General features: G+C 42.2%; 18 protein-coding genes. 9 read left to right on the top strand and 9 right to left on the bottom strand.

Annotated features, from left to right (window positions below; genetic code table 11):
- Window positions 1-176: 176 nt before the first annotated feature.
- Genes ACLCDV_RS06905 through ACLCDV_RS06895 form a run of 3 tightly spaced genes read right to left on the bottom strand, consistent with a single transcriptional unit; the run spans window position 177 to window position 2915 of the window.
- Window positions 177-761 carry a Crp/Fnr family transcriptional regulator gene (locus tag ACLCDV_RS06905; protein WP_411973249.1) on the bottom strand — a complete coding sequence of 195 codons (585 nt, stop codon included), beginning with the start codon at window positions 759-761 and terminating at the stop codon, window positions 177-179.
- A gap of 32 nt (window positions 762-793) precedes the next feature.
- Window positions 794-1513 (bottom strand): response regulator transcription factor, encoded by a 720-nt coding sequence (locus tag ACLCDV_RS06900; RefSeq protein WP_411973248.1) that lies wholly within the window; start codon window positions 1511-1513, stop codon window positions 794-796.
- Window positions 1494-2915 carry a sensor histidine kinase gene (locus ACLCDV_RS06895; RefSeq protein WP_411973247.1) on the bottom strand — a complete coding sequence of 474 codons (1422 nt, stop codon included), beginning with the start codon at window positions 2913-2915 and terminating at the stop codon, window positions 1494-1496. The genes ACLCDV_RS06900 and ACLCDV_RS06895 overlap by 20 nt, the downstream gene beginning before the upstream one ends.
- Window positions 2916-3045: 130 nt before the next feature.
- On the opposite strand from ACLCDV_RS06895, the gene ACLCDV_RS06890 reads away from it, so the two are divergent.
- Window positions 3046-4455 (top strand): alpha-L-fucosidase, encoded by a 1410-nt coding sequence (locus tag ACLCDV_RS06890; RefSeq protein ID WP_411973246.1) that lies wholly within the window; start codon window positions 3046-3048, stop codon window positions 4453-4455.
- A gap of 87 nt (window positions 4456-4542) precedes the next feature.
- Here ACLCDV_RS06890 and ACLCDV_RS06885 read toward each other — a convergent pair whose 3' ends face one another.
- Together ACLCDV_RS06885 and ACLCDV_RS06880 are read right to left on the bottom strand one after the other, a co-directional pair.
- On the bottom strand, window positions 4543-5013 hold the full coding sequence (locus tag ACLCDV_RS06885; RefSeq protein WP_411973245.1) for a hypothetical protein: 471 nt from the start codon (window positions 5011-5013) through the stop codon (window positions 4543-4545).
- Between the two features lie 14 nt (window positions 5014-5027).
- Window positions 5028-5285: a hypothetical protein gene (locus tag ACLCDV_RS06880; RefSeq protein WP_411973244.1), complete on the bottom strand. Its 258-nt coding sequence runs from the start codon at window positions 5283-5285 to the stop codon at window positions 5028-5030.
- A 304-nt stretch (window positions 5286-5589) separates the two neighbouring features.
- Here ACLCDV_RS06880 and ACLCDV_RS06875 point away from each other — a divergent pair, with 304 nt between their 5' ends.
- Genes ACLCDV_RS06875 through ACLCDV_RS06850 form a run of 6 tightly spaced genes read left to right on the top strand, consistent with a single transcriptional unit; the run spans window position 5590 to window position 11446 of the window.
- Window positions 5590-6225, top strand: coding sequence for a hydrolase (locus tag ACLCDV_RS06875; RefSeq protein ID WP_411973243.1), 636 nt, complete (start codon window positions 5590-5592; stop codon window positions 6223-6225).
- Window positions 6226-6258: 33 nt separating this feature from the next.
- The gene (locus ACLCDV_RS06870; RefSeq protein WP_411973242.1) at window positions 6259-7656 is read left to right on the top strand and encodes an alginate export family protein; all 1398 of its coding nucleotides are present in this window, start codon (window positions 6259-6261) and stop codon (window positions 7654-7656) included.
- A 4-nt stretch (window positions 7657-7660) separates the two neighbouring features.
- Window positions 7661-8425, top strand: a complete 765-nt coding sequence (locus ACLCDV_RS06865; RefSeq protein ID WP_411973241.1) for a M17 family peptidase N-terminal domain-containing protein — start codon at window positions 7661-7663, stop codon at window positions 8423-8425.
- 11 nt (window positions 8426-8436) lie between these two features.
- Window positions 8437-10320, top strand: coding sequence for an amidohydrolase (locus tag ACLCDV_RS06860; RefSeq protein WP_411973240.1), 1884 nt, complete (start codon window positions 8437-8439; stop codon window positions 10318-10320).
- Window positions 10321-10334: 14 nt separating this feature from the next.
- Window positions 10335-10775, top strand: a complete 441-nt coding sequence (locus ACLCDV_RS06855; protein WP_411973239.1) for a DoxX family protein — start codon at window positions 10335-10337, stop codon at window positions 10773-10775.
- 5 nt (window positions 10776-10780) lie between these two features.
- The gene (locus ACLCDV_RS06850) at window positions 10781-11446 is read left to right on the top strand and encodes a YoaK family protein (protein ID WP_317667944.1); all 666 of its coding nucleotides are present in this window, start codon (window positions 10781-10783) and stop codon (window positions 11444-11446) included.
- A gap of 89 nt (window positions 11447-11535) precedes the next feature.
- On the opposite strand, the gene ACLCDV_RS06845 is transcribed toward ACLCDV_RS06850, so the two are convergent.
- The 4 genes from ACLCDV_RS06845 to ACLCDV_RS06830 all read right to left on the bottom strand — a co-directional run bounded on the left by ACLCDV_RS06845 (window position 11536) and on the right by ACLCDV_RS06830 (window position 14388).
- A complete protein-coding gene (locus ACLCDV_RS06845; protein WP_411973238.1) occupies window positions 11536-12357 on the bottom strand; it encodes an alpha/beta fold hydrolase in 822 nt (273 codons plus the stop codon).
- Window positions 12358-12584: 227 nt separating this feature from the next.
- Window positions 12585-13094 carry a DsbA family protein gene (locus ACLCDV_RS06840; protein ID WP_343567625.1) on the bottom strand — a complete coding sequence of 170 codons (510 nt, stop codon included), beginning with the start codon at window positions 13092-13094 and terminating at the stop codon, window positions 12585-12587.
- 2 nt (window positions 13095-13096) lie between these two features.
- A complete protein-coding gene (locus ACLCDV_RS06835; RefSeq protein WP_317667948.1) occupies window positions 13097-13558 on the bottom strand; it encodes a redoxin domain-containing protein in 462 nt (153 codons plus the stop codon).
- Between the two features lie 278 nt (window positions 13559-13836).
- Window positions 13837-14388 carry a hypothetical protein gene (locus ACLCDV_RS06830; protein ID WP_411973237.1) on the bottom strand — a complete coding sequence of 184 codons (552 nt, stop codon included), beginning with the start codon at window positions 14386-14388 and terminating at the stop codon, window positions 13837-13839.
- 479 nt (window positions 14389-14867) lie between these two features.
- Here ACLCDV_RS06830 and ACLCDV_RS06825 point away from each other — a divergent pair, with 479 nt between their 5' ends.
- Together ACLCDV_RS06825 and ACLCDV_RS06820 are read left to right on the top strand one after the other, a co-directional pair.
- Window positions 14868-15716: an SDR family NAD(P)-dependent oxidoreductase gene (locus tag ACLCDV_RS06825; RefSeq protein ID WP_343567622.1), complete on the top strand. Its 849-nt coding sequence runs from the start codon at window positions 14868-14870 to the stop codon at window positions 15714-15716.
- A 74-nt stretch (window positions 15717-15790) separates the two neighbouring features.
- Window positions 15791-16705: a helix-turn-helix domain-containing protein gene (locus ACLCDV_RS06820; protein WP_411973236.1), complete on the top strand. Its 915-nt coding sequence runs from the start codon at window positions 15791-15793 to the stop codon at window positions 16703-16705.
- The last annotated feature ends 1 nt before the right edge of the window (window position 16706 follow it).

Raw genomic sequence — 16706 nt, 5'->3', positions numbered from 1 at the left:
AGTGTCTGTTTAAATCATTTCCAGATGACTTTACAAAGCTACTATGTGTGCTGCTCCCCCTCCAATAACATTTATTAAGATGTTTTCTTAACTTTTATTAAGTTATTTTAACCCAGATAAGCAGCTCGAAATAAAAATAGGATGATAAAAATGATGAACTAAAAAGTAGGATATAGTTATTTTTTCGTGGCAAGTCTTTTACGAATAATGCTCACAAATTCAGGTGATACCCCCAAATAAGAAGCAATATAATATTGTGGTATCCGTTGGGAGATTGTCGGATACAAAGCGATAAATTCCAGGTAGCGATCTGCAGCGGGTTTGGCCATCGTGTGGATGAGTCTATTCTGCAGAACGGTTAGTCTACGTTGCACGAGCATCCGAAATACGCGTTCAAATTTGGGAACATCGACCAAAAGTGTTTCTTTAGTTTCCGGAGTTAACACCAGTAGTTCACTATCTTCCAGCGTTTCCATATATAAACTTGATGGCGTATGGTAATGAAACGATGCAATATCACTAATCCACCAATCCTCGACAGCAAAGGCAAGGGTCACTTCAAAACCATTCTCATCAAGATAGTAAATCCTGACACAGCCTTTTTGGAGATATCCCTCAAATTGGCAAACCTCCCCTTCTTGCAACAGTAGTGTTTTCTTGGGCACCTTGCGTACCGTTAACAATCCCGTAAAAATTTGGATTTCCTCTTCCGTCAAGGTAATACACTTTGACACATTCTTAAGAATATTTTCGTATAGCATAAACGTTCCAGTAAAATATTTTTGATGTTTTTTTAAACGTCTTGAACAGTTTTATTTTCGTGCAATATATACCCTACTCCATAGATACTTTCAATATGAAGGCTATCATCCCGCTGCAAAGCTTTACGTAAGCGGGAAATGAAAACTTCCAAACTTTTGCCATTAAAAAAATCCGTATTGCCCCAAAACTGAAGTAGAAGCTCTTTTTTATTGACAAGTAGATTTTTGTTCCGGATAAGATGCCCCAACAATTCAGCTTCCCGAACCGTTAATTTCTGGCCACCGCCCCTTCCATCGCTCAAGCTGTATTGCTCCATGTTGAGGGATAGTTCTCCAATCTTCAGCTCGGTTTCTGATAGGATTCCCGATTCGGTCACATTCGCAACGGTCAATAGATTACGGATTTTTAACAGGATCTCCTCCATGTCAAAGGGTTTGGCAATATAATCAACAGCACCCAAACTAAGCCCTTTAAGCCGCGATGTACGTTCATGAAGTGCTGTTAAAAAGAAAATAGGTTGCCCAGGATTAAATTGTATCATTCGCTCCGCCAGATCAAAACCATTGCCGTCAGGTAACTGCACATCAATAATAAGTAATTTGACCGTATAAGCCTGAAAATCCGCCCAGCCTCCTTGCGCTGTACTTTCCCAGCGTACCGTAAAGCCCTTGTATCGCAAATAACGTGAGAAAACTTCGCCCAAATCAGGTTCATCTTCGATCAAAAGGATATCAATCTTGTCTTTTGTCATTGAATACTTCGTTACCCATGTAAATATAAAAAATAGTGCCGGAACCAGACTTACCCGCCTCGATATGAATCCTCCAACCCAACCTATCCAAGTAAGATTTAACATAATAAAGTCCAAGCCCCAGTCCAGGTTTATTGCCTGCTAATTTCCCTCTATAAAATGCTGTAAATATAGCTCTCTGATCTGCAGTAGCGATCCCAATCCCGTTATCCGCTATTCTGAGACTATATTGATGATCCCGCTGTTTCCAGGTAAACCGGATCATCTTGTTATGATTATTGTTAAATTTTATCGCATTGGATACCAGATTATCTAAGATTGAAAAATAATAATCTTCATCAAGGTTTATCTTCACATCAGCAACAAGCGTCTCATATTGAATTTCAATTTCTCCTCGGTAGCGCAACTGAAGTTCATCCAATATTTGCTGTGTCAACCGATCAATAGAAACGGATACGATTTTAGTCTGTTGTTCCTGTAACGCTACAGCTCCCATGACCTGTTCAAAATAAGCTTTGAGCCGCTTGGCTTGTCTTTCCACGATGCGCCCAAGTTGTGTCACCTCCATATCGTCTTTTCCTGTCTCACGGTCGATCAAACTATGTGCACTGATCAAAATCGTCGTCAGTGGTGTATTAAATTCATGGCGCATATGATTCAGAAAACTCGTTTTCAGATCTGCAAGTTTGCGTTGGTTGATCCAATTGCTATAGGTTCGATAACTCAATAATACGATCACAACAATACAAGCTAAGGAGAGTAAAAACACGGGCACCATACGTTGTACAATACGCCAGTCTCTATTTTCGTAATCAACGTAGAGGCTATACGTAAAACGATAAGGAATCGGATTTTTGTCACTGACAGACAGTTGAAATACCCTATTATTGTCCGTCCCGCGTTTGAGCGTACCACTGATTAAACCTGTACGATCATTACTTGCGGCCTCATAAAAAGTCTTCCAGACACGATCTTTTGACTTATATACTTCCAATTTATCAAAATGAAATAGGTAAGCAAGTGTCGTATCAAGCCGTTGCGCATGTACAATCTGACGAAAGATACTGTCTAACGACTGCTGCCTTCGCATTCGATCCAAAAAGTCATTCATACAACGGCTACCGTACTCGTCTGCATCTGCAGAGTCATTTATTTTTTTTTCATACCATATCGGCAAACAGGGCACTAATGTGGTTTGGAATATGGCATCCCCGCCAGGGAATATCTTATCGTCCATAATAGCAGCTCCATATGCATTCTGAATCCGGTTGAGCTGTCCAATCTGATAATTCTTATCTTCGAGTTTATAGGTGTTGAAGATAAGAAAACCGATCAAAACCGTCAGGATCAGGAAGCTTGTTCCAAATGCCCAGGGATATATATTTTTGCCGGTACTCTTCATGGTTTAAAAATAACATCAATTTGTCGAATCCAGATATTCATTAGGCTTTTATTAGGCTTTCGTTAGGTTTCCATTAGGCTAAAATAGTACATACATACCTTACCTTTACGGTATAACAACTTTGTAAATTATGTCCAAAATTTCACAGCTTCTACTTTATTGCCTATCTTTTCTTTTACTGGGCAACACGCTAATGGCACAATCCGGTTTTTCAAAGAAGGTTCTTGAACAGAGGCAGCTCGACTTTGTCAATCTTGGGTTCGGGATGTTTATCCATTATGGCATGCCGACCTTTATGGAACAAGACTGGTCAGACCCCAATGCCGCACTTAAACTCTTCAAATCGCCAAAACTCGATGCAGATCAATGGGCTAAAGCCGCCAAATCGGCCAACATGACCTATGGTTGCCTTACCACCAAACACCATAGTGGTTTCCCTATCTGGAATACCAAAACAACAGATTATAATGTGATGAATACACCTTTACATCGCGATGTTGTCAAAGAGTTTACGGATGCTTTCCGCAAAAATGGTTTACGTGTCATGCTGTATTATTCCATTCTGGATATGCATCAAGGCATACGTCCACACACCATTACGAAAGCACATATCCAATTGATCAAAGATCAGCTGACCGAATTACTGACCCAATATGGCGAAATCGACGCCTTGGTCATCGATGGATGGGACGCCCCTTGGTCGCGAATTTCGTATGATGACGTTCCTTTTGATGATATCTACTATCTTGTCAAATCGCTCCAACCGAAATGTTTGTTGATGGATCTCAATTCGGCAAAATACCCAGGTGATGCATTGTTTTACACCGATATCAAATCGTACGAACAAGGCGCGGGTCAATTTATCTCCAAGGAGCATAACAAATTGCCGGCAATGGCCTGTCTTCCCTTACAGCAAAATTGGTTCTGGAAAACTTCGTTTCCGAACACCCCAGTTAAAAACGTCAATGAATTGGTCGAAAAGTTTGTAATTCCGTACAACAACGCGTATTGCAACTTTATGCTCAATGTAGCACCAAATAGTGATGGTCTGATGGATCAAAATGCACTTGACGCACTGAAGACAATCGGTACATTATACAAAAATAAACCCAACTACAGTGCATTACCAAGTTACCAGGCACCTATAGTCGATCACAATATGGCCAAACAAGTGCCTTCATACAGTAGCTGGAGTGATGACATGAACATTATGGATTTTGCCAACGACGATAACTTCGGTAGTGCCTGGGTCTCCAATCCGGCAGTCAAAGGTGAAGTATGGTATGAATTGGATTTTGAACGTAGTAAAGCCTTCAATAGTGTTGTTATTACGGAGGGAAAAGACAATCCTTCACAGTATAACTTATCCTATCTGAAAGATGGTAAATGGCATCCTATCGCGGTTACAGCGGTACAACAGGGCCGCATCAAGATCTTTCGCTTTGAGGAAGTACTGGGACAAAAATTACGTTTCAGCATTAAACCTGAAAAAGGCCATGCGGTCGTAAACGAAATTGGCGTTTATCAAGAAAGAAGATAGCAGCCATACCCAAAGTAGCACTCAACGAGAGCTTAGTCTTCTCTTATAAAAGTTCCTCCAAGGCACTTTTATAAGAGAAGATTATTTTTATGGTTTATCTAGATATTCCTCCAAGACCTTTCCATTTTTATTAAATCTCACGTAATAACCATGCATAAGGACCTGAATACGTTTTGTCTCACCCTCTCTTTTTCCAAAAGTACCAACAGCGCTCCTATCGGGTGCTCCAAAATCAAAATCCATATCAAGCAATAACGGATATTTCATTGTATTGACCAGCCCCACGCGATTACTACCTTTAATCCAACGGGTCAAATCATCATCTCGATCATTATAATAGGTCCCCAGCCTCAACAAATAAATTTCTTCATTCCTATCCAAGCTTAGATAAACCCTTTCCTTTTCGTTCTTAAATCGGTACTTGCCCACTTGTTGAGCCAGCAATTTCTCAATCGAATCTGGAAACACATACAAAATCTCTTGAGCAGACACAATTGAAGTGACATAGCAGACGATTAATAACAATAAACAAGTCTTTAATGGTAATACTTTCATCACATTTTTTTGAGGGACTATACTTTCTGTAAAATCAGAGGAACAGATTCCATTTCCAAAGAATTTATTTCATCCAAATGGACATGTGCACCTATCGGCACATCATCCTGTGCCAATATCAAAAGCTGTTTGGCCAGTGATATAAGTCCTTGCCGGTTTGCAGTAATTACAATTTCATCAGCTATTATTTTAGTCGCAATTTCAAACCCTTCTTCCCAAGAAGACTGCAGTCCCAAGGCGTCTGCATAATCAGGTAAGTTAATTTCTATATTCATTGGCAATAACTGTATACGTATAAACTTACTCAAAATCGGATAGACTTAAGCGAATACGATCAAAAATTTCATCATAGCAATAAATATATCCCTTCAAAAACGACTTAGTATCATCCTCTTAGCCTATAGCTTGTAGAGCAAAATCAATTGTTCCTATGAAATTTCACCTTTTTCCATTTCTTAAACTAGTTCAACGTGCAATAACATATAGCCCCCTAACTTTGATTGCATGCGATATTCCTATGGGAATGATCCATGACAAACTGAAAAGATGTCGCATTAAATAACAATAAAATACATATTTATGAAACCATCACCTGCACTATTATCTCCGACCAATCATGCCTTGGTCCTCATTGACTTCGAAGGTCAAATGGCTTTTGCCACAAAGAGTATCACCATGGAAGAGTTGCGAACAAACGTCGCTATTCTCTGTGGAGCTTCCAAAATTTTCAGCGTTCCTACCATTGTTACAACGGTTGCCGAAGAAAGTTTCTCAGGTCCGGTATTTCCGGAAATTGAGGAAGTCTATCCGCAGGCAAGCAATACCTATATTGACCGTACGAGCATGAATACCTGGGAAGACGAAGGTGCTTATCGTACCATCACCGGCACTGGAAAACAGAAGCTGGTTTTAGCTGGCTTATGGACAAGTGTCTGTATCGTTGGTCCGGCACTCTCTGCATTGGCCGAACATTACGAAGTATACGTCATCACGGATGCCTGTGGGGATATCAGTCACGAAGCCCACGAACGTGCCATCCAACGCATGATTCAGGCTGGTGTGCATCCCATTACTTCCATTCAATACCTTTTGGAGCTACAACGGGATTGGGCACGTGAAGAAACCTATGTTGCAGTAACAGATCTAATGAAAAAACATGGTGGCAGCTATGGCTTAGGAATTCATTACGCCCATAATATGTTAAAACACGGCTAATTCAACGGCAAAAAATCATTCAAATCATAACTCGTGCAAAAGCAACAGACCATATTCAACTACATCCGTCAGGCGGCCGTCGTATTGTCGATAATCAGCCTATTTCCGTATTTTTCCAAGGCGCAGACCTATAAATTAATGCGTTTTGAGGAAGACTACAGCTACCTCGCGGACAGTACACGACATGGTTATCAAAAGCTTAAATATAGCCCATTAACCAAGAACGGTAAATTATGGCTTTCGATGGGTGGCGAGGCACGGTTGGAATACGTCGATTTTAACAATGAAGACTGGGGACGCATACAACTTGGGCATAACAACTTTCTACTGCAACGTTATAGCATGCACGCCGATCTACATTTCGGAACGCGTCTCCGTCTTTTCACCCAGCTTCGCTCGGCCCTACAGCATGGTCGTAAAAACGGTTCACGCCAGATTGATGAAGATCGATTAAATGTTCAAAATCTATTTATAGATGCTACGTTATTCAAACAAACTGACAGGTCAATCTTATTACGTCTTGGCAGGCAGGAGCTTGACTATGGCTCCGGCCGATTAATCTCCGTCGGTGAAGGCCCAAATGCCAGAAGATATTTCACTGGAGCAAAACTAGCTTACAACAGCAGCAAAGTGAATATTGAAGCATTTGCCATGATGGCAGATACCATTAGACCGGGTGTATTTGACAATAAACCTTCCAAACAGGTGAACTTGTGGGGAGCATACGGTAAATTTATTATTCCTCAACAGGCCAATCTCGATTTATATTACATCGGCATCTATCGCGATCGTTCGGTTTTCGAGGAAGGTATAGCACAGGAGATCCGTCATACCCTAGGAGCCCGGGTATGGAAATATGGCGGCGGATTTATTTATAACCTTGAAGGGGCTTATCAATTTGGATCTTTTGGCCAAGGTAAGATAGCAGCATGGACCGCTTCCGTCGATATCGGTTACCTCTTTGAAAATACGATGCTCAGACCATCCATAAATCTACGTACCGACTATATTTCGGGAGACAAAAAGGCTGGAGATGGAAATCTACAAACTTTTAATCCAATATATCCAAAAGGAGGCTATTTTGGCTTCAGCCCACAAGTAGGCCCTGTTAATCTGATTGATATCCATCCCTACGCCACTTTCGATCTCCTTTCCAAACTCAAGATGCAGGTTGACGTCGTTTTCAACTGGCGGCATACCCTACAGGATGGTGTATACAGGCCAAGCGGATCATTCAATCTGGTTGGATCTGTTTCGCGTAAACGCTATATCGGCACGGCTTATCTGGCCAATTTCACCTACGCTGCCAGCAAGCAACTGTCGCTCGTAACAGGTATTCAATATTTCAAAACCGGCGCTTTCATTGAAGACATCATTAGCACACCAAAAAATGGCATTTTCTTCAATAGCAGAATCGCCTTTAAATTCTAAAAACATGAAAACAACAAAGAGACTCTTTCAAAAGAAAGCATTTCAATGGGCACTAATCGCGTTGTTTGGCCCCCTTGCAGTCACTCCCATACAGTCCTTTGCACAAGCAAAGGCAGCGGTTCCCAACAAAACGACAGCGATAGGAACAAGTACCATCTGGGGTGATGTCGATGGGCTCACTATTGAAGGCCTCGTTCAAGGTCCTTCGGCAGCAGCAAGTGATCTACAGGTTGCCTGTATATTTGAATATACCGAAGGAGATATCTTCATCTCCCCTCCAGCATTGCCTGCCGCATTGAATGGACTTGTACATTTAGATGAAGCCTTACATGGCGCACTCACTGAAATACGTAAAACAGGAAAATTTAAGGGACATGCACTCGAAACGCTGCTCTTAACTCCGAGCCAACAGGGCACACTTGCAAGTAAAAAGCTGTTGTTAATCGGACTAGGCAAACGGAAAGACTTTAGGCCTGAACTCATGAAGGATATCGCTCATGTGGCGATGCGTGAAGCGTTACGACTTGGTGTCAGTGATTTCAGTTTTGCCAGCGACCTCAAAGATGCCGGAATAGATTCCCCGACAGCATTAGTAGCCGAAAATGTTGTACTTGGTAGCATCGAAGCTTTCAGAGCTCAAACTTGGCTTGTTAAAAAACAGCTCGACGAATCACCTTCTTTACGTAAAATCATCTTACTGGCCGGACCTGCATTCTTCGAAACCGCTGGCGAAGGTATCAAAAAAGCTATTTCTTCTCTACACAACTAAATAATAAAATCATGAAAACAGATCTTATCTTATATAATGGAAAAATAACCCATTTTGGTAGTGCACAACAACAAGTAACAGCGGTTGCAGTTCATAAAGGCAAGTTTGTCGCGGTAGGATCGGACAAAGATGTTTTGCCCTTCGCCAGCAAAGGTACCAAATTAATTGATCTCGGTGGCAAGCGGGTTGTACCTGGTATCAACGACTCCCATATCCACCTCATTCGTGGTGGACTCAATTACAATCTTGAATTACGCTGGGACGGTGTCCCTTCGTTAGCCGATGCATTACGGATGCTTAAAGAGCAAGTTGACCGTACGCCATATCCCCAATGGGTTCGCGTGGTGGGTGGCTGGTCCGAGTTTCAATTTGCCGAACGTCGTATGCCAACCTTAGCAGAAATCAACGCCATTGCACCCGATACTCCGGTCTTCATCCTTCATCTATACGATCGCGCACTCTTAAATGCGGCTGCCTTACGTGCTGTGGGGTATACGAAAGATACGCCTGCTCCTCCCGGAGGAACCATCGAACGCGATCCACAAGGTAATCCTACAGGTTTACTTATCGCTTCTCCGAATGCCATGCTCCTCTATTCTACCCTGGCTAAAGGGCCGGCATTACCTTACGAAGAACAGCTCAATTCGACACGTCATTTCATGAAAGAGCTCAATCGATTTGGAATTACAAGTGTCATTGATGCGGGCGGTGGTTTTCAGAATTATCCCGAGCATTATCAGGTCATTAGCGACCTGCATCGCGATGAGCAACTTACTGTTCGTATTGCTTACAATCTATTTACACAAAAGCCCAAACAGGAATATGAAGATTATCAGCAATGGATCGAAAGTATTCCCGTCTACCAGGGAGATGATATGTACCGACACAACGGTGCTGGCGAAATGCTCGTATTCTCGGCTGCAGATTTTGAAGACTTCCTTCAACCCAGGCCTGAACTTGCGGAAAATATGGAAGCCGAACTCGAAAAAGTCGTCCGTCTACTCGTAAGTAATCGATGGCCATTTCGTTTACACGCTACTTACAATGAGAGCATAAGCCGTTTTTTGGATGTATTTGAAAAAGTAAATCGCGATATTCCATTCGATGGACTTGCCTGGGTATTTGATCATGCCGAAACCATTGATGAGCGCAACATTGAACGTACCAAAGCTTTGGGCGGCAGTATAGCGATCCAAAGCCGCATGGCCTACCAAGGTGAATATTTTGCCGAACGTTATGGAAAAGCTGCCGCAGAACATACGCCACCCATCAAAAAAATGCTAGCAATGGAAGTTCCCGTTGGAGGTGGATCTGATGCAACACGTGTGAGCAGTTATAATCCCTGGGTATCGATGTACTGGCTTACTTCAGGTAAAACAATAGGTGGCCTCCAGCTGTATAATGATAGCCGGCTCGATCGTCTTACAGCCTTACAGTTGTATACGAAGGGAAGCGCCTGGTTTTCACAGGAACAGCAGAAAAAAGGAGACATCGCAGTCGGTATGCTCGCCGACCTCACTGTACTTAACAATGACTATTTCGCCGTACCTGATGAAGATATTAAAGCCATAGAATCCGAGCTAACTATTGTAGGCGGCAAGATTGTATACGCCGCAGGAGATTTTAATTCTTTCTCTCCCCCGCCTATCCCTGTATTACCGGATTGGTCCCCAACCAAAACTTATGGTGGCTATTACAGCCTTGCAAAAGCTGGGCAAAGTAACCAATTCAAGTCCGATGCAACACCAAGTGCTGTCCTGAACACAGTTCACCTCTGCAGCGGCAGCTGCCAGGTACATGGACACGAACACAACCATGCCCGGACCAGCAACATAGCCCTTAACAATTATACTGCATTCTGGGGCGCCCTAGGTTGCTCTTGCTTTGCTTTTTAACACAGAAAACAATAATGGAACTTATTCAAAAACTTTTGTATACCGACTTAGGTAATATGGTTAATAATTCAGCCATCCTTGTATTCCGTATACTATTGGCCTGGGAGCTGCTAACCGTTCATGGCCTCAAAAAGGTCCGTACCGGAGGTGCTGGAGGGCAAGCAGAGGAAGTCGCGAACCCTTTAAATTTACCGGAGAAACTCAATACCCTAATCGCGCAATTTGCGGACAGTACCGTTCCCTTTTTTATTGCTCTGGGCTTATTTGGCCGCCTTGTTATCCTACCGACCATTGGCGTCACTGTAATCGGTTATTTCGTTGTTCATCGCCGCGATTCACGCGAGGTACGCGACGTACCCTTTATGTACAGCATCTGTCTCCTTTTGCTCCTATTTACTGGGCCTGGAACCTACTCCTTAGACTACTATATTTTCCAACTTCTAACAAATCAATAAAACTTATGGGAAGTTCAAACCACACGCAACTAACAACACTGGTTCTAACGCTGGTAGGAGGCTACTGCGACACCGTTACCTTTGTTGCTGCCGACAAAATATTTTCGGCCCACGTTACAGGCAACTTTGTCGTCTTTGCTTACCAATTGATTAATGGTGGCGATGCGATGGCCTGGATCAAATTGGCCACCTTTCCGGTGTTTATTTTATCGGTCATGGCTGGCGGTTGGCTTAGTGCACGGTCACACAAAAAAAATACCGTTCTTTTTGTTGAAGCCATCCTGCTGTTCGTTGCCGGATTGCTAGCGATCGTGCTGCCCATTCAAAGTTCACAAACATGGATGTATAGTATCGTCATGCTTATTGTCTTTGCGCTGGGGATGCAAAATGCGTTCGGTAAACTATTTGCTAAAGAGACCTATGGTCCTACGACCATCATGACCGGCAATGTTACTCAGGCGTCCTTGGATTTATGTGTGCTGATCGCCAACAAATTCAAAAAAACGGATAACCCAATCAGCCTAGGAAAACAGCTTATCACGTTATCTGGCTTTTTTATTGGCTGTCTTTCGGGTGCTTTTCTCGGCAAGCAGCTGGGATTAAGCTCCGTTGTATTTGCGGGAATACTGATGCTAATCTGCTATTTTTTATCTAAAAACAACGATCAGTAAAATACGGTATGCAAATATAAAACAGCAAAAAGGTGCTACTCGAACAAGAGAGTCAGCACCTTTTTGGTTTAATTGCGGCAATAGACCTATTAAGCTTCGATAAAAGCGAGGATATCTTTATTGATGGTGTCTGCTTCCGTCGTAGGCATTCCATGTGGAAAACCAGGATAGGTAATTAAAGTACCATTTTGGACTAACTTAGCCGCTCTTCTGCCCGTTATATCAATCGGTACGATCTGATCATCTTCACCATGCAATACTAAGACAGGAATCTCGACTTTTTTAAGTTCTTCCGTAAAATCAGTTTCAGAGAAAGCTTTGATACAATCATAGTGAGCCTTAATACCGCCCATCATTCCTTGCCGCCACCAGTTGTCCATTACGCCTTGTTGTACATTTGCTCCATCGCGGTTATAGCCATAAAAAGCAAGGGTAAAATCCTGAAAATATTGTTGTCTACGCGTAGCAGTATTCAATCTTATTTCGTCAAAGACCTCCATAGGTACACCATCTGGATTTGTAGCACTCTTGGCCATGGTCGGGGTAACTGCACTGATCAATACAGCTTTTGAAACCCGAGAAGTACCATGATTGGTTATGTAGCGAACGACCTCGCCACCGCCTGTTGAGTGACCAATATGGATGGCATCTTTTAAATCCAATGCTTCTACCAATTGTGCAATATCCGACGCATAGGTATCCATCTCATTTCCTGTCGCCGTCTGTGTCGAGCGACCATGACCCCGGCGATCGTGTGCGATCACACGGTACCCTTTTTCGAGGAAGTACATCAACTGCGCGTCCCAATCGTCGCTGGATAAAGGCCAACCATGATGAAATACGATCGGTTGTCCTGTTCCCCAGTCTTTGTAATAAATTTCTGTTCCGTCTTGAACTTTAAATGTTGCCATGATGAATAATTTAATAGTTTTCAGTATTTGATGGTGGAATTGCAATCTGCAATCCAAAAAAATTTAATCCAGGTCTTTTGAATTGGGTTACAAATAAGCTGAACGAGTAAAACAACGATATATCCTTATTTATACAGTCGGTTCATCCGTTTTTTTCGATAGGTTCTATTTTCCTGCAAAAGACTTCTGGTCGTGTGCTCACCTGTGTTTAAATAGTATTTATATATTCAGTTTTCACCTAATATTTGAACCAGATCTTCCGCGCCACCGTCAAATTTCTGTCCGTTGACAAAAAATGTCGGTGTCCCGTTAACGCCACTCAACATACCACTTTCAAAATCGCCATCCACACGGTCCTGTAACGCCTCGTCCTGCAAATCAGATTTAAACTTTGGCATGTCCAAATCCAGTTGCTCGGCGATATCCAACAGCAATCTCGCACTCAGCAAGTTCTGGTTTTCGAAAATAGCGTCATGCATCTCCCAAAATTTTCCCTGTAGTGCTGCCGCTTCCGCCGCCAATGCTGCGGGTTTTGCATAAGGATGCATTTCCGACAGTGGAAAATTGCGGAATACAAATCTGATCTGGCTTCCCAGTTCGGCCATCATTTCTTTTATTATGGGATGAGCTGCACCGCAATGTGGACATTGATAATCCCCATATTCAACAATGGTCAGATCGGCCTGGCCATTTCCCAATATATGGTCAGCATTGCTGACCTTCGGTTTCAATGACATAATTATTTTGATTTAAGATTCTCCAATGCTTCGATAATACCGTCTGCCCCTGGATTGACGGCGGTCGGAGACAGATAACTCCAAGCAATAACCCCTTCCTTATCAATCACAAAGAGTGCGCGCTTGCACTCACCTTCTTCTTCATCGTAAACACCATATTTTTTGGCGACCTCCCCCTTAGCTTCAAAATCGGCCAGTAGCGGGAAATGTAGTTTTCGGGACTGGGCGAACGCCAAATGACACCATTTGCTGTCAACGGAAATACCCATAATTTCGGCATCATATTTCTTAAAATACTTGAGCATTTCATTATATAGTGCCATCTGATCGCTACATACCGGACTCCAATCTGCAGGGTAAAATGCCAAGATCACATTATGTCCCTTGAATTCTGATAAGCTAATTTTTTGATCGGGGGTCGCATACAAGGTGAAATCAGGGGCAACATCATTTTTTTGTAACATACTAATATCTTTAAAGTGTAAGTAATATTGGCATTCCAGCCTGCCTGTTTATATATTTATAACTAGATCTATGCCACCATAGTATAAAGGTGTGAACAGTTAAATTTGTTTTATTTAGTTTCAGGTTTGATAAAGATCTGACTTTCCGGAAGTCCTTTAAGGAATGAGTTTTCGATCCAAAAATCATTTTGAACTGTCTCTCTCATACATCATAAATTATTTAGATTCAGAATTCCTTGAAAAGGCAGAAATTATCGTTCAACACAGCCAACCTTAGACTATTTATTTAGCCATTTACGGATCAGCTTTGTATATTTTGGCATGACAACATAGACCATCAAAAACACAATCGTACCAGAGATTAAGAATGTATCCGAAAAGTGATATAAGGATAAATTTAAAGCGCGCAATAATGGCACGAGTAACATGGGTATACAAATGGATAATGGATAAATAGCAGACCAAGTGACAAGAAATTGTTTCCAGCGAGGAGGGATTTTTGCAGTATTCGCTGGGACTTCAAAAAGAAAATCCAAACCCGACTGGATCTGATAGTGATCGTGGCGACGAAATAGTGGCTCAACCTTTTCAATCCAGCGCTTCCGCTCCGTCGATTCTAGCCACATTTTGAGATGGTCGACTGTGTCAAAACGAATAATGATCGTATATACAAAAGTCAATTGAGGAATAGGCCTTACGATCTGAAGATCAATAAAGCCCTTTGCATGTCTAGTTAATGGCATAATCTCTTCAAGCCATTTTTCATATTCATAGATTTTATCATCCAGAATATGATGTGTGATTACAGCGGAAGCGCCTTGGTTTTCCATAGGATCAGATAAAATTAAAATGCAGGTTGGTATTGCCAGGGTATTGCACTATACTGTTGCATAGGCGATACCACAATTCTGTTCTTTAAGGTAAGATCGCCTAGTCTTATTGTTGAAAAAAAATTCATACTATTAGTTTTTTGGGTTCTTTTGCTCATAACTGATCTACTATTTTTTCAAAATTATAGTTGTTAAGCAGGAAACTTTACCATTCATCAAGGCGGTCGATTCTTTTTTCTGGGCCATCAGGCTATTGGTTTTCATAACATATTGATTTAATGAAAAAGCGCTATTAGTCATCCTTCATTTAAAATTACCCAATTTTTTCTTTTTGCTGTATAGATTTTGTCGAACCGGCAAATTCAGCCGTTGAAAGGATGATAATCCACGATCTGACTACAAGATCCGTTGATCTGCCTACATCCAAAATCGGTGGATTGGCCATCTTTGTATCATCAATTTATTTAAAACAGAAACACATGAAATCACAAAAAGTATGGTTCGTCACTGGTGCCTCCAAAGGGCTTGGTCTCAACCTCGTTAAAGAGCTGCTCGCCCAAGATTATTCTGTGGTTGCCACATCACGAACAAAACAGGCGCTGGAAGATGAAATCGGCGATCAGGAAAATTTTCTGCCGCTTGAAGTCGACATTACCGATGACAGCGACGTTGCCCGCGCTGTACTCTCGGCCATTGATTATTTTGGACGAATTGATGTACTGGTCAACAATGCCGGATATGGCCAAACTGGAACCCTAGAGGAGCTCAGTGACCTGGAAGCACGTCGGAACTTCGAAGTGAATGTCTTTGGATCCCTAAATGCCATCCGGCATATCGCCCCCCATATGCGACGCCAACAATCGGGACATATTTTCAATATCGCATCTATCGGTGGACTTGCAGGAAATTACCCAGCCTTTGGTGTTTATTGCTCCACCAAATTTGCTGTTGCAGGCTTTACTGAAGCTCTCGCTGTCGAAATGGAACCTTTTGGTGTACACACGACATTGGTGTATCCGGGTTACTTCAGAACTGATTTTTTATCTGAAGGATCCCTACATACCGCAGCTAATCCGATTGCAGCTTATGTAACTGCCCGAGAAAACGAAGCCACCCATCTGCATCAGATCCACGGGAATCAGGCAAACGATCCACAGAAAGCAGCAACCTTATTAATCGAACTGAGTACGCTGGAGCAGCCTCCAGTCCATTTTTTAATGGGCGAAGATGCCTATGAGCTGGCGAAAAATAAGATCAATATGCTGACCGCTGAAATCGAAAAATGGAAGAGCTATACGGTATCAACCGGTTTTGAGCAATCCGTATAATAGCTTAATTCAGTGTAAGGAGCTTCCAAGGATATTTCACAACAATTAAATTAGAAATTCAGTAAATTTACAACATGGAGAATACATTTCGCTTTCATTCCCTTTCGGAATTCCACAGCTTTTGCGGACTACCTAAGCCCGAACATCCATTGATCAGCTTGGTTGATTATAGTCAAGTACATTATCCCATTAATGACAGCAAATTGAATTGGATACAACATTTTTATTCGATCGGTTTAAAGCGAAATGTAAATGCCCGGTTCAATTATGGACAGCAGCATTATGACTTCGATTCAGGTATACTCACCTTTATATCGCCCCTACAATTTCTAAAAGTGGAGATCAATCAGGAAGTGCAGGCGCAGCCCAGCGGCTGGATCCTGTTGATCCATCCCGATTTTCTTTGGAACAGCGAACTGGCAAAACATATTCATTCCTACGATTTTTTCCAATATCAGGTCAATGAAGCGCTTTTTCTTTCGGACAAAGAAGAAGCCATCATTGTCGATATTCTGAAGAATATCGAAAAAGAGTATCAGTCCAATATCGATAAATTTAGCCGAGAACTTATTCTCAAACAGATTGAGCGTTTGCTGATTTACGCGGAACGATTTTACGAGCGTCAATTTATCACCCGCAAACGCTCGACACAGGAGCTGGTGACCAAGTTTGAACAGTTACTGTCAGCACAGTTTCAGCAACAGACACTTATGGAGCATGGCGTACCGACAGTCAGCTTTCTGGCGCAGCAGCTCAATTTATCACCAAACTACTTGGGCAGTTTGCTGCGTATCTACACACAACAAAACACCCAGCAGCATATTCAGCATAAAATGATCGAGTATGCCAAATTAAGATTAAGCACGAGCTCCCTCTCCATCAGCGAGATCGCGTATGAACTAGGCTTCGAACATCCACAGTCGTTCAGTAAGATCTTCAAAAGGAATACCCAACAGAGTCCCGTGGAATTTAGGCAACTCTTTCAGTAGG

Source organism: Sphingobacterium sp. Lzh-3 (assembly GCF_046764375.1).
In the GTDB taxonomy this organism is placed as follows: Bacteria; Bacteroidota; Bacteroidia; order Sphingobacteriales; family Sphingobacteriaceae; genus Sphingobacterium.
The sequence above is the reverse complement of the archived record's forward strand: the minus strand, read 5'-3'. Positions and strand labels throughout refer to the sequence as shown.